We start from the raw sequence: 12,849 nt of genomic DNA, 5'->3' as shown, positions 1-12,849 counted from the left end.
GAAGACGTAGCCATCCGCCACGAGCTCGTGATACGGCTCGTCGGCGAAGTCGTGATCTCCCAGCGCATCCGCGATGGCCTGGGCCAATGTCGTCTTCCCGACGCGGTGGCTCCCCGTCACGGCTACGCGCATCGCGGCACTTTGTCGGTCACGCTGCTTCCTCATCGATGGAGAGGCACGGACCAAGTCTCTTTGGCTCCCCATCCCTTGTCGAGGCCGGCCGGCCTCCGAGCGCGCCCCCCTCGCGCAGTCCCAACCCCACCGGTTGGACCGGGCCCGTCGTCCTCCCGAGCCCGCCCTCCGCTCCAGCCGCGCCGGCTGCGTCCAGCCGCGTCTCGTACCGGCCCCCCGTCTTTGCCCACCGCAGCCACCACGCCGTAGCTTGGCACAGGAGCCAGCACCGGCTCCGTGCCCACCTTCCGGAGGAGCAGCCATGGCCGAGCTTCGAGGCGTTTCCCGACGCGGATTCCTGGGAGGGATGGCGGGGGCACTCGGCGGGCTCGGGCTGGCCCCCGACATCGCGCTCGCCGGGCTGGCGCCGGCCCGGCAGGCGGAGTTGCTGCGGCAACGCGCGGCCGACCCCTACGACCGCATGGCCAAACTGGCGAACAACGAGAACCCCTGGGGGCCCTCGCCTGCCATGCTGGACGCGATGACCGACGCGTTCAAGTACGCCAACCGGTATGGCTACCCCGACGCGCAGATCCAGAAGGCGATCGCCGATCACCACGACGTCGACCCGGACCACATCCTGTTGGCCGCGGGAAGCGGTGAGATCCTCGACGTGGTGGGCAGCACCTTCCTGGACGGCGGCCTTCTGGTGGTGGGTTCCGAGCCGTCCTATGGCTCCGTGTACCGCCACGCCACCTCCATCAAGTCGGACGCGGTGCTGGTGCCGCTCCTCTCCGATCACCGGCAGGACATCCCGGCGCTCATCGACGCCACCGTGCGCAATCATCGGCGCGTCGGGTTCGTCTACCTGTGCAACCCGAACAACCCGACCGGTCGCATCGTCCCGGACCGTGAGGTGCGCCAGCTGCTGGACGCCATCCCGGACGACGTTCCGGTCCTGATCGACGAGGCCTACCACCACTTCATCGAGGACCCGGCCTACGCGACCGTCCTGCCCTACGTGCTCGAGGGCCGCAACGTGGTGATCGCGCGCACGTTCTCCAAGATCTACGGCATGGCCGGCATGCGCCTCGGCTACGCGATCGCCGCGCCCGATGTGCTGCAACGCATGCGGCCCTACAGCACCGGCAGCATCAACGCGCTCGTGAAGTGGGGCGGCGCCGCCGCCCTGGCGGACACGGAGGCGGAGGCCCGCGTCCGGCGCGAGACGATCCGGCTCCGCAAGGAGGCGGTGGCGGACCTGGAGTCGCTGGGCTTCGACGTGATCCCGTCCGAGACCAACTTCTTCATGGTGGATGTGCGGCGTCCGGTCGGGCCGGTCATCGCCGCGTTCCGCGAGCGCGAGGTCCTGGTCGGCCGGCCGTTCCCGCCCATGCTCGAGCACCTGCGCGTGTCGGTGGGATTGCCGGAGGAGATGGACCGGTTCGCCCACGCGTTCCGTGAGATCTTCGAGGTCACCGCGACGTCGGGACGCAGCTAGGCTCTCCCGGGAGGGACCCGGGGAGCGGCCCGTCGGCCGCGCCGGAGCGCCGTCCGGGCAGCGCCCCCCGCCCGCAGGGCGTCAGCGCCCTTCCGGATCCGACGGGAGGGACAGCAGCGCGTAGGCCGCGGCCTCCAGCGCCAGGAACGCCACCGCGCCCCCGAGCAGGACGAAGACCGCCGTTCCTCCGGTCCGGAAGGCCGCGGTCAGCAGGCCGGCCACGGCCAGCGCGCCGACCAGACCATTGAGGACCGCCAGGCGGCGGACGAACGTGTCTCCCCGCCAGAGCCCGTAGGCCGTGGCAGCCAGGAGCGCACCCAGCGCGAGGTGCAGGACCGCGGGGCCCCCGCCCTGCCCTCCCAGGGCCGCGTTGCCCAGCCCGAGCGCGAGGACCGCCAGACCGGCGTGCACGCCAGCCAGGGCCCGACGGAGCGAACGGTGACCCGGGGTCATGGACAGCCCTCCGGAGCGGGATCCTCGCTCGACGCCGGTCGGCCCGACCGGACGCCGATACAGAACGGAGTGTAGCGCACGGGCATGGGGTGTGCTACGCGCCTCCGACCGGAGGCATGGAAGCCCTGCGCCGCGAAGCACCCTTCGCGGCCATCCGAACGCGCGCGCGGGATGAGCCGATGTTGAAGTGGATCCGGGGAAAGCGTTTCGACCTGAAGACCACGCTGCTCCTGCTGGCCCTGGCGCTCGCGGCCTGGGGCGTCTTCGTGGCGGCCCAGGTGCGGGACTTCGTACCGGCCGAGCTGCGTCAGCCGCGCTCCGCCCCGCGCTGAGCGGGGGCCCGGGTCCGCACCGCCCCCTCGTCCGGCCGGATCCCGTGGCCGCGCCGGTCTGCGTAGACCTGCGTGAACTCGGCGCCCAGGAAGAAGATCATCGCCGAGTAGTAGATCCAGACCAGCACCACGGCCAGGGAGCCCGCCGCTCCGAACGCGCTGCCTGGATCGCTGCGCGCGATGTAGAACCCCAACAGGAACTTGCCGAGCACGAACAGCGCGGCGGTGACGAGTCCGCCCCGCCACACGTCGCTCCACGCGACGGTGGCATCAGGCAGCACCTTGTACATGGCCATGAAGAGCGCCGTGATCACGGCCAGGGAGAGGCCGAGATCCAGCACCCAGAGCAGCGGCTCGCCCACGGAGCCCGGTAGCCATCCCGCGAGCGTTCCTCCGGCCGCGTTCAGGACCGTGCTCAGGACCAGCGAGACCAGCAGCAAGAACGCGATCACGAGGATCATCCCGAACGACAGCAGCCGCTTCGCCACCAGACGAGCGAGGCCGCCACCCCGCTCCGGGTCGGGCTCGACCTCCCACGCCACGTTCAACGCGGCCTGCAACTGACCGAACGCCCCCGTAGCGCCGAAGAGCAGGGCCGCGATGCTGAGGACCGTGGTCCAGGTGCCGCCCGTGCCCGGGCGGTCCGCTGCACGCAGGATGGAGCGGATCTGCTCCGCTCCCTCCGGGCCGATGGCGCCGCCGAACTGCTGGACGAGCCGACCCTGCACCTCCTGCGGGTCCCAGATGGCACCCGCGAGGAGTGTGATGAGGATCAGCAGCGGTGGTAGCGAGAAGACGGTGTAATAGGAGAGCGCCGCCGCCAGCCGAGGGGCGTCGTCGTTCGCGAAGTCCTTGAAGGACGCTTTGATGATGTCGAGCATGCCACTCCACGGATGCCGCCGCCGGGCACGGTCAACGTGGGTGCATGACCGTGCCGCGGCGGCGCAGGGCCGTCAGTCCCGCGACGCGTGCTTGGCGCGTTCGGCCGCATCCTGCGCGCGTGCTTTGAGGCCCTCGCGGTCGACGCCCTCGTCGTGCAGCCGCTCCTGGGCCGCCGCCTTGGCCTCTTCGGCCACCTCGCGCGCCGAATCCTTGATCTGCTCTCCGAGCCGCTGCCGATCGGCCTCCGCCCGGGCCGCCGCGGTCGCATCCTCGGCGGCGTGCTTGACACCCACCACCGTTTCGCGCGCCGCGACCTTGGCCTCGTCCTTCACCGCGTCGGCGGCCGGCCCCATCGTGCGGTCCTCCCACTCCGTGGTGGGCACGGACAGACCGCTCGCGAGCCCCAGGCCGAAGGCGACCGCGCCCATGGCGAGGGGTTGTTCGTCCATCGCGTTCCTCAGACCGCGATTCCACCGCCGGGCACCGCTGCGCGCCCGGCTCCAGCCGGCGCCTGCACGCTCGCGGGCCGTGTCCACCGCTCCGGCCGCGGAGTGGATCCCGGCCTTCACGTGGGCGGCGCCCCCGCGGGCGGCGTCCGCCACCGAACCCGCCCGGTCGCGAGCGCCCTCGAGCGCGGAGTCGGATCGCTCCCGCGCCTTGTCCGCCGCGGAGTGGGTGCGGGCGCGCGTCTCTTCCCACGCCGAGCGCGCGGAATCCAGCGCGGCACCCGCCTTGTCCTTGGCGCGCTCCAGCGCCGACGGATCATTGTCGTCGTGGTCGTGCGAGACGGCGTCTCCGCGGTAGGGACCCACCCGTCCTTCCGCACGCTCCCAGGTGCCGGGGCCTACGGCGTGGTGGTTGCCGCTGTTCCCGCCCGTGAGGCGTTCGACGGTGAGCCAGGCGATCCCCAGCCCCATCAACGCGAGCGGCACGGGGTGATCGCGTACGGTGGCGCCGGCGGCGGCGACCGCCGAACGGCCTCCCCCCATGCGCCCCCACACCTCGTCCACGAGCTGACCGACGCTGAGCTTGCGCTCCAGCGCCTCCACCGTCTCGTGCATGTCGGCGCGCGTGCCTTCGATGTCGCGTCGGATCTGGTCCGCGCTGCGGTCGTCGTAGCCGTCAGCCATTTCGCACCTCCCGGGCCTGCTGTTGGGCCCAATCCCGCTCCTCACGGAGCGTCTCCACAGTTCGTTTCGGCGTGATCCCCTCGCGCTTCATGGTGCGGCGCGCACCGGACACCATGCCCGCTCCCACCAGCGCGAACAGCGCGGCCAGGATCAACGGTGCCAACCAGATGGCCACGTCCACCGCCACCCACTGCCCCAGGAGGGCCGTGAGCGCCCGGTTGATCGCCACCAGCAGGACGAACAGCGCCCCGAGGAGCAGCACGCCACCGACCACGAGCTTGGTCAGGTTGCGCTCGTAGACGTCCACCTTCTCGCGCATCTCCGCCTTGGCCAGCCGCACCTCCTCGCGGACCAGGCGGGAGCTCTCCCCGCCCAGTTCCTTGATGAGGTCCCCGATCGAGCGATCGTCGGGCACCGGTCGCGTCGCCCGGGCGTCGGGCGTCGTTCGGGGCGAGGGAGGAACCTCCGTCGTCCCGCGTGCGGTCATCGTCGGATTCGCCATCAGAGCCTCCCGCGCTGGTGCGTCGGAGTGTCGAACGTGGACGGTGACCCACCCGGGAGCGGCGGCGTGCCAGGCTCCGTGGCGGGCGTCACCGCCGCTGCGGGCCGCGGTGCCGGCGACGCGTGGGTGCGGCGCTCCGCCCCGTCGTGACGCGGCTCGGAGGAGCGCAGGAAGCGCCCCACCGCGACACCCGAAGCGAACGTGGTGCCCAGGAACGTGCCCGGATTCTCCCGCGCAGCGTTCTCGAGGTCCGACAGCAGCGTGCTGGCGTCCTCCTCTTCCAGGTATCCGCGCACCCGCTCCACCTGTCCTGCGGCGCGCCGCGCATAACGGGCGAACCAGCGCTCGCCCTCGTCCTCCAGCCGATCCGCGGCCGAGTGCATCGCGGCCACGACGGCCTCGATCCGGGTCGCGGTCGCATCCATGCCCCGGTCGATCCCGGCACCTGCGCGCTCCCGCACCTCGCGTGCGGCACGGCGCCCCTGGGAATGCATCGTCGTATCGTCGTTCGCGCCCTCGGGGCGCGCTTGATTGCCCTTGGCAGGTTCGTCGGCACCGGGGGAATGCCCGCCCGTCGCTGTCGCGTCCGGGCCCATCGAACCGCCGGCGGTCGGGCTGCTGATCCGCTCCGCCATCGATCCTCCTCCGTTCAGAAAACACACGACAGAGCGGTCTTGTGGTGCATGCACCGCGCCACCCGATGCGCGCGGCGCGCGCACGGTGGGCGCCCGCCCCCGGTCCATAGGACCGCGTCATACCGCCCTCTACGTCAGGATCCACGGTGCAGAGCCCGGCTCGTGCAGCCGGGCCCGTGCAACGCGCGCGGCACCGAAACAATCACCGGCGCATCTCCGGAGGCCGGCGGTTGTCCGCCCGCTCGGTCGATTTCCGCTTCAGCTTCCGTGCGGACGCATCGGACGCCGCCTTCCGCGGACGCGGAAGCGCCGGGTCCGGAGCACGCCCCGGAGGCCTCATGGCGTTGCGCATCACGGTGGACATCTTCAGCGGTCGACCCAATCCCGTCGTGACCCTGGCCGGAGACGAGGAACGGGATCTTCTGGAGAGGCTGGCCGCGCCGCGCGCGGGACGCGACGCAGGGACTCGGGGGAGCGCCCGCCCACCGCGCCTGCCTCCTTCCACGCTCGGCTATCGGGGCCTGCTCATCGAGCACGTGCGCGAGCCAGGGCGGAGGCGTCCCTCCGGCCTACCGGCGCGCGCACGCGTGGCCGCCGGATGGCTCTACACGGAAGAGGACGCGCGTCCGGTCCGGGATCCCGGGCTCGAGGATCAGATCCTCAGCCCGACCGGGCCGCTACGGCTGACCGGCTTCGGTCCGGAGTTCAGTGACCGCGCCGCGGAGGAGAGCGAGCGCTTCCGCTGGGTGCTCTCCAACTTCGACTTCGGCCGCATCCGCTGGCCCCTCCGGCAGGTGTGCCGATGCGCGCCGCTGTGGGAGCCGGCCTGGTGGAACGACGCGGGTACCGTGCAGTGGAGCAACAACTGCTACAACTACGGCACCAACTACCGCAGCGACACCTACGCGCAGCCGGGATTGGCCGCCGGCGCGATGTATGGGGCCATCACCTGTGCCGAAGTGCGGGCGGGCGCGATCGCGGACGCCTTGCTCCTCGCCGCAAAGGCGAACAACCGCTGCCCCAAGGAGGGCCACCTGGTGGCGCTCGTCGTGGGCCCGGGCTGGGACTTCCACTGGTATCGCAAGGGCCGCAACGGCTACTGGACCCACAAGCCCGGAGGGACGCCCGCCACCGATCGGGACAACAGCGGGCACCTGATCACGGATCCGCGCACGGCAGACCGGGGCGGCTACACCGACTTCTGCACCTTCATGGTGGTGATGCACGGACACGTGAAGGTGAAGTAGCAGCGCCGATCCTCCGCGGGGAACGGGGGTAGGACGGCAGGTCCCCCTCGAACCCGGAGCCGGAGGCCACATGAGCTCGATCTCGGAAGGGGACGCCGTCCGCTGGAAATGGGGGACGGGATACGGGCATGGACGCGTCCAGTCGGTGTTCACGAGGACGGTGCACCGGACCCTCGGCGGGAGCGAGATCACCCGCCACGGCAGCGAGGAGGACCCGGCCCTCTACATCGTCAACGACGAAGAGGGCTCCCACAACGTCCTGAAGCTCGCCAGCGAGGTGGAGCCCGTCTGAGGCGGGTCACGTCGGGAATGGCGCAGCGCAAGACGGAGAAGCGAGCAGCGGAGGGGTCGGAACACCTCCATGTGGACGGTCACGACGTCGTGATCACGAACCCGGACAAGGTGCTCTTCCCCCAGGCCGGCCACACCAAGCTGGACCTGGTCCGGTACTACCTGGCCGTGGCGGACGGCGCGTTGCGCGCCGCGGGTGGCCGCCCGAACATGCTGGTCCGCTATCCCAACGGCATCGACGCGGACCACTTCTACCAGAAGCGGGCGCCCAAGGCGCGCCCGGACTGGGTGGAGGTGGTCTCCCTGCGCTTCCCGTCTGGCCGGAGCGCGGACGAGGTGGTGCCCCGCCACGCGGCCACCCTGGCCTGGATGGCCAACCTGGCCTGCCTGGAGCTCCACCCCCATCCGGTGCGCGCGGAGGACCTGGAGCATCCCGACGAGCTGCGCGTCGACCTCGATCCCGTGCGCGGCGTGGAGTGGGCGCAGGTGCGACAGGTGGCGCAGATCACGCGGGAGGCGCTCGCGGACCTGGGCCTGACGGGCTGGCCCAAGACCTCCGGCTCGCGCGGCGTCCACATCAACGTCCGCATCGCGCGCCGCTGGAGCTTCGACCAGGTGCGCCGCGCTGCGCTGGCGCTCGCGCGCGACGTGGAGCGCAGGGCACCGACGCTGGCTACCAGCGCCTGGTGGAAGGAGGAGCGCCAGGGCGTCTTCGTCGACTACAACCAGAACGCCAAGGATCGCACGGTCGCCGCCGCCTACTCGGTACGGCCACGGCCGGACGCGCGGGTGTCGGCGCCGGTCACCTGGGAGGAGCTGGAGACGTGCGATCCGGCGGACTTCACGCTGGCCACGATGCCCGCGCGCTTCACGCAGGTGGGGGACCGCCACGCGCAGATCGACGCACAAGCCGACAACCTCGACGCGCTCCTGGAGCTGTCCGACCGCCACGAGCGGGAGGGGCTGGGCGACGCGCCCTGGCCTCCCCACTACCGCAAGCGCAGCGGAGAGCCGCGGCGGGTGCAGCCGTCGAAAGCGCGCCGCGCCTCCCGACATCCCCTGATCGAGATCGGACGCGCGCGCCGCAAGGAGGACGCGCTGGAGGGATTCGAGCGCTGGAAGGCCCGTCATCCGGAGGTCGTGCCGCACCTGCAGCCCGCGGACGTGTTGATCGACGCCATGCGGGGCCGCTACTCCACGTGGACGCGCATCCGGGTCAACCTGCAGCACGTGCCGGACGGGCTACGGCCCGCTCAGGAACCGCTGGACCCCGACGAGAAGATCCTCGAGAGCTCGTAGGACGGCGTGACGTCGAGCTGGTCGAATCCACACGCCTCCGGAGGCTTGTCCGGGCGCCAGCGCTGGAAGATGGCTGCGTGGCGGAAGCGGGTGCCCTGCATGTGATCGTACTTGACCTCGCACACCCGCTCGATGCGGAGCGGCTCCCACGACAGGTCCTTGCCTGCGCTCCACCGGCTCTGACCGCCGGGCATCCGGTGATCGGCGCTGGCCCACTCCCGCCACGGGTGGTCGACGAGCGCGTCCTCGCGCAGCGGAGCCAGCTCCCCCACGAGCGCGCGGCGCACCGTCATCTTGAACGAGGATGTCACCCCCACGTGCTGCAGCCGCCCTTCCCCGTCGTAGAGACCGAGCAGCAGCGATCCCACGGCCTCGGTGCCGGTCTTGTACCAGCGGAACCCGGCCACCACACAGTCGGCCGTGCGCACGTGCTTGATCTTGATCATCGAGCGGGCGCCGGGCTGGTAGGGATCGGCCGCGGGCTTGGCGATCACGCCGTCCAGCCCCGCCCCCTCGAACTGGCCTCCAGCCAGCGCTGAGCCTCGGCCCGGTCGCGCGTGACCGGCGTCAGGTGCAGCGGAGGGCGGGCGTCCGCCAGCAGCGTCTCCAGGACGGCGCGGCGCTCCTCTTGCGGCCGTTCGAGCAGCGACGCGCCGTCCACCGCCAACACGTCGAACGCCACGAACGAGGACGGGGTCTCGCCGGCCAGCTTCTCGACCCGCGAGGCTGCCGGGTGCAGCCGCATCTGGAGCGCTTCGAAGTCCAGGCGGTCCCCCCGCGCGATGACGATCTCCCCGTCGAGCACGCAGCCGGGCGGAAGCCGCTCCAGCAGGGCCGCGTGCAGCTCCGGGAAGTAGCGGTCGAGCGGCTTCTGGTCGCGGCTCTGGAGGTGGAGCGCGTCGCCCGCTCCCCGGAACACCAGGGCCCGGAACCCATCCCACTTGGGCTCGTACAGGAACCCGCCCTCGGGGACCGCGTCCGACAGCTTCGCCAACATCGGGGCGATGGGCGGGTCGAGCGCGAAGCCTGGCTGGATGCCCATGGAGACCGGTCGGAGGCGGGAGCAGGGATCATGCACGCTACCGATCCGGGGCCTCCCGGACAAATACCCCGGACCTCCGCGGGCGTGCGTGTCCGCTGTCTTTCGGGACATGAACGCGCTGCATATTCTTCCCGGCCCCCGCGAACGATCGTCGAAAGGTGTTGATCATGCAGGGTCCCGGTCCAGACGCCTCGGCAGAGCGCCGCCCCGGGGCGATCATCCTGGTCGTCGAGCGTGACCCGCACGTGCGGGAGCTGGAGGCGTTCTTCCTCGAGCGCGCCGGCTTCGACGTGCAGCTCGCGGAGGACGGGGAGCAGGCGGAAGCCCTCCTGGAGCGGCTGCAGCCGGACATCCTCATCACCGAAGTGCTGGTCCCGCGCCTGGACGGGTTGCACCTGTGCCGTCGGGTGAAGGCGGCGCGTCCGGAGACCAAGGTGCTGGTCTTCAGCATCCTGGCGGTATCCGAACGCGCGCAGGAGGCCGGAGCGGACGCGTTCCTGCACAAGCCCCTGGAAGAGGATGCGCTGGTCACGACCGTCGCGCGTCTGCTGACCCTCGAGCAGGAGGCCCACCCGTGACAGGGCAGCGAACCGCCTTCCCGTCGGAGCAGCGACTGGGCACCGGGATCCCCCACCTGGACGACATCCTGGGAGGGGGCTTCCCGCGGAACTCCATCAACGTGTTGATGGGGCATCCAGGGACCGGCAAGACCGTGCTGGCCCAGCAACTGGTCTTCCACAACGCCCGGGAAGGCCGCCCGCTCCTCTACCTCACCACCCTGTCCGAGCCCCTGCCCAAGGTCATCACCTACCTGCAGGGGTTCGACTACTACGATCCGCAACGGTTGCTCGACCGCGTCGTCTACGAGGATCTGGGCGCGGAGATCGCCGAGTTCGGGCCGAGCGCGGTCGTGGACCGGGTGCGCGCCGCCATCCGGGAGATCGGGCCGGCCGTCATCATCATCGACTCGTTCAAGGCCATCCACGACCTGATCGACAGCCCGGCCGTGGCCCGGCGCCTGGTGTCGGAGCTGGCCGGAATCGTGTCCGCCTACGACACGACGACCTTCCTCGTGGGCGAATACGACGAGCGCGCCATCCCCGAGCTCCCGGAGTTCGCCGTCGCGGATGCGATCGTGGAGCTGGCCCGGCGCAGCACGGCCAAGCGGGACGAGCGCTTCCTGCGCGTCCTCAAGCTGCGCGGCAGCGCCTACGCCGAAGGCTTCCACGCCTTCGCGATCTCGCGGGCGGGGATCGACGTCTATCCCCGTCTGGTCTCGCCCGTCCGCCCCGACGCCCTGCCCGACGCCGAGCGCTTCGCCTCGGGGATCACCGGCCTGGATGCGCTCCTGGATCACGGGCTCTGGCGCGGCAGCACCGCGTTGGTGAGCGGCGCGACGGGCGCGGGGAAGACCATGCTGTCCCTGGGGTTCCTCACGGCCGGCGTGCAGGCCGACGAGCCGGGGCTGTTCCTGCACTTCCAGGAGCATCCCGTGCAGGTCCGACGCACGATCGCCCGCGCCGGCCTGGACGTGGAGGACCTCCGCCGGCGCGGCCTCCACTTCCAGTACGTCTCGCCGGTGGAGCTCCGCATCGACACGCTCCTGGCGACCCTGTTCGAGACCATCGCGCGGGAAGGGATCCGGCGCGTGGCCATCGATTCGCTCACCGATCTGCAGCGCGCCGCCGGCGATGCGCAGCGGCTCCACGACTACCTGTACGCGCTCGGTCAGCGGTTCGGCACCTCCGGGGTCACGGCCTTCATGACCGCGGAGACCTCGCCGCGGGATGCCCCGGGTTCCAGCCCGACCGCGGGCGTGCTCTTCCCCTCGATGGTCGACGTGCTGTTCGAGCTGGGCATCGCCCCCACGGATCCCACCCGGCGCCTCATCCGGATCCGCAAGGCCAGGGGGATCGCCCACGATCTGCGCCCACACGAGTTCCACCTCGACGCCCGCGGTGCCCGCGTCGGGCCCCCGTGGGAGGACGCATGACCGACGACGAGGGCCGCACCACGAGGAGCCGGCTCACCCGCATCAGCCGCGAGTTGACCTACGCCCGGTCCACGCAGGACGTGCTGGACCTGGCGGCTTCCTCCGCCTGTGAGCTGCTGAATGCCCGACGCGCGCTGGTGCTGCTCACGGACGAGCAGGGGCTGCTGCGGATCCACGCCGTCCACGGCATGGACCACGTCGACGGCTCCCAGTTCGCGGAGCCCCTGGACGAGCGCCTGGCGTCGCGCCTCGAGGAGTTGTTGGGCGACGGTATCGCAGCGCCCTTCCTGGGAGTGCCACTGGTCGTGGCCCATTCGGTGGTGGGACTCCTGGCGGTTCGGCGCGAGACCCGCCAACCCCCTTCGACGTACGAGGAGCAGGTGCTGTCGGCGCTCGCGGACCAGGCGGCCCTGGCGGTCCAGAGCCTTCGGGACGAGGCCGCCCGCGCGGCCCTGGAAGCTCGCATCGGCGAGCTGGCGCGCGACCAGGAGGAGCGCGACGAGGCCATCAAGATGCTCGGGCACGACCTGCGTTCCCCGCTGGCGGCCATCCAGGCCTACCTGGATCTGCTCACGGGGCGCTTCCTGGGGCCGCTCAATCCGCGGCAGGTGGATGCGCTACAGCGGATCCGCTCGGTCACCGATCACCTGACCTCCGTCGTCACGGGCATGGTGGAGATGGCGCGTCTGACGGGGGGCGAGGCCACCCTGCGCTCCGAGCCGGTGGAGGTACGGGAGGCCGTGCAGCACGCGCTGGAGATCGTCGAGCCCTCCGCGCGCGAGGCCGGGATCCGCTTCCGCCTCGAGGGCCCTGAAGGGCTCTGCGTGCTGGGCGACGGCGACCGGCTGCGCCAGGTGCTGATCAACCTCCTGGACAACGCCGTGAAGTACGGGCCCGACGACAGCGAGGTCACGGTGGCCTGGTCGCAGCGGGCGGATCCCGCAGACCCCCGTGCCGAAGTCGCGGTGCGCGACCGCGGGCCGGGCATCCCTCCCGAGCGGCTGGACTCCTTGTTCGACCCCTTCGTCCGTCACGACGGACCCGCTCCCCGCGGGCGGAACGGGCTCGGCTTGGGACTGGCGATCGCGCGCGACCTGACCCGCAAGATGGAGGGCGCGCTCACGGTCGAGAGCGTCGTGGGCAAGGGAACGATCTTCCGGCTGGTGCTGCCCGTACCCGGTCGGCCGCGGCCGCAGACCCGACACTGACGCAGGTCCCCCAGGCGCTCCCGCCCGTCCTTCCGCGCGCCTGACACCTCCTCCCTTCCAGGCTCGTACTGCCGCCATCGCGGATGCCGGGCCCCGGCTGCCGACGAGCGGACCGGACTTCCGATCGGGATGTCCTCCCGCCGTTCGGCGGATTGCCGGGAACCGCCGTCACCGCGTTGATCCATGCAACGAGACTCCGGACGGCCCGCAGTGAGCGGGCCGT

The 12,849-nt window shown here is 71.4% G+C and carries 13 protein-coding genes and 1 pseudogene; 8 read left to right on the top strand and 6 right to left on the bottom strand.

Translation table 11 applies throughout. The features are described from left to right. Window positions 1-433: 433 nt before the first annotated feature. Window positions 434-1,612 carry an aminotransferase class I/II-fold pyridoxal phosphate-dependent enzyme gene (locus tag R3E98_20120; GenBank protein ID MEZ4425711.1) on the top strand — a complete coding sequence of 393 codons (1,179 nt, stop codon included), beginning with the start codon at window positions 434-436 and terminating at the stop codon, window positions 1,610-1,612. 81 nt (window positions 1,613-1,693) lie between these two features. Here the strand turns inward: R3E98_20120 and R3E98_20115 are convergent, their stop codons facing one another. Continuing rightward, window positions 1,694-2,065 (bottom strand): hypothetical protein, encoded by a 372-nt coding sequence (locus R3E98_20115; GenBank protein ID MEZ4425710.1) that lies wholly within the window; start codon window positions 2,063-2,065, stop codon window positions 1,694-1,696. A 116-nt stretch (window positions 2,066-2,181) separates the two neighbouring features. Here R3E98_20115 and R3E98_20110 point away from each other — a divergent pair, with 116 nt between their 5' ends. Further along, window positions 2,182-2,397, top strand: a complete 216-nt coding sequence (locus R3E98_20110) for a hypothetical protein (protein ID MEZ4425709.1) — start codon at window positions 2,182-2,184, stop codon at window positions 2,395-2,397. Here the strand turns inward: R3E98_20110 and R3E98_20105 are convergent. The 4 genes from R3E98_20105 to R3E98_20090 form a co-directional block, all read right to left on the bottom strand. Continuing rightward, complete coding sequence (locus R3E98_20105) at window positions 2,373-3,278, bottom strand: YihY/virulence factor BrkB family protein (protein ID MEZ4425708.1); 906 nt, start codon at window positions 3,276-3,278, stop codon at window positions 2,373-2,375. The genes R3E98_20110 and R3E98_20105 overlap by 25 nt on opposite strands. Before the next feature lie 72 nt (window positions 3,279-3,350). Continuing rightward, window positions 3,351-4,409, bottom strand: coding sequence for a DUF3618 domain-containing protein (locus tag R3E98_20100; protein MEZ4425707.1), 1,059 nt, complete (start codon window positions 4,407-4,409; stop codon window positions 3,351-3,353). Beyond that, window positions 4,402-4,824 (bottom strand): phage holin family protein, encoded by a 423-nt coding sequence (locus R3E98_20095; GenBank protein MEZ4425706.1) that lies wholly within the window; start codon window positions 4,822-4,824, stop codon window positions 4,402-4,404. The genes R3E98_20100 and R3E98_20095 overlap by 8 nt, the downstream gene beginning before the upstream one ends. An 86-nt stretch (window positions 4,825-4,910) precedes the next feature. Next, window positions 4,911-5,405: a hypothetical protein gene (locus tag R3E98_20090; protein ID MEZ4425705.1), complete on the bottom strand. Its 495-nt coding sequence runs from the start codon at window positions 5,403-5,405 to the stop codon at window positions 4,911-4,913. A gap of 479 nt (window positions 5,406-5,884) precedes the next feature. Between R3E98_20090 and R3E98_20085 the strand changes: the two genes are divergently transcribed. The 3 genes from R3E98_20085 to ligD all read left to right on the top strand — a co-directional run bounded on the left by R3E98_20085 (window position 5,885) and on the right by ligD (window position 8,383). Continuing rightward, a complete protein-coding gene (locus R3E98_20085) occupies window positions 5,885-6,793 on the top strand; it encodes a hypothetical protein (protein MEZ4425704.1) in 909 nt (302 codons plus the stop codon). Window positions 6,794-6,863: 70 nt separating this feature from the next. After that, on the top strand, window positions 6,864-7,085 hold the full coding sequence (locus tag R3E98_20080) for a DUF2945 domain-containing protein (protein MEZ4425703.1): 222 nt from the start codon (window positions 6,864-6,866) through the stop codon (window positions 7,083-7,085). 17 nt (window positions 7,086-7,102) lie between these two features. Then, entirely contained in the window at window positions 7,103-8,383 is a 1,281-nt protein-coding gene (ligD, locus tag R3E98_20075) for a non-homologous end-joining DNA ligase (protein ID MEZ4425702.1), read from the top strand. On the opposite strand, the pseudogene R3E98_20070 reads toward ligD, so the two are convergent. Next, window positions 8,338-9,425, bottom strand: a pseudogene (locus R3E98_20070) (ATP-dependent DNA ligase). The gene ligD and the pseudogene R3E98_20070 overlap by 46 nt on opposite strands. Window positions 9,426-9,592: 167 nt before the next feature. On the opposite strand from R3E98_20070, the gene R3E98_20065 reads away from it, so the two are divergent. The 3 genes from R3E98_20065 to R3E98_20055 are packed head-to-tail and all read left to right on the top strand — an operon-like array spanning window position 9,593 to window position 12,626. Further along, complete coding sequence (locus R3E98_20065) at window positions 9,593-10,003, top strand: response regulator (GenBank protein ID MEZ4425701.1); 411 nt, start codon at window positions 9,593-9,595, stop codon at window positions 10,001-10,003. Then, window positions 10,000-11,418, top strand: a complete 1,419-nt coding sequence (locus tag R3E98_20060; protein MEZ4425700.1) for an ATPase domain-containing protein — start codon at window positions 10,000-10,002, stop codon at window positions 11,416-11,418. Before R3E98_20065 ends, R3E98_20060 begins: the two co-directional genes overlap by 4 nt. After that, the gene (locus R3E98_20055; GenBank protein MEZ4425699.1) at window positions 11,415-12,626 is read left to right on the top strand and encodes an ATP-binding protein; all 1,212 of its coding nucleotides are present in this window, start codon (window positions 11,415-11,417) and stop codon (window positions 12,624-12,626) included. The genes R3E98_20060 and R3E98_20055 overlap by 4 nt, the downstream gene beginning before the upstream one ends. The last annotated feature ends 223 nt before the right edge of the window (window positions 12,627-12,849 follow it).

Source organism: Gemmatimonadota bacterium (assembly GCA_041390125.1).
GTDB lineage: Bacteria > Gemmatimonadota > Gemmatimonadetes > Longimicrobiales > Gaopeijiaceae > JAGQIF01.
This window is presented reverse-complemented; position numbering and strand designations above follow the sequence as displayed.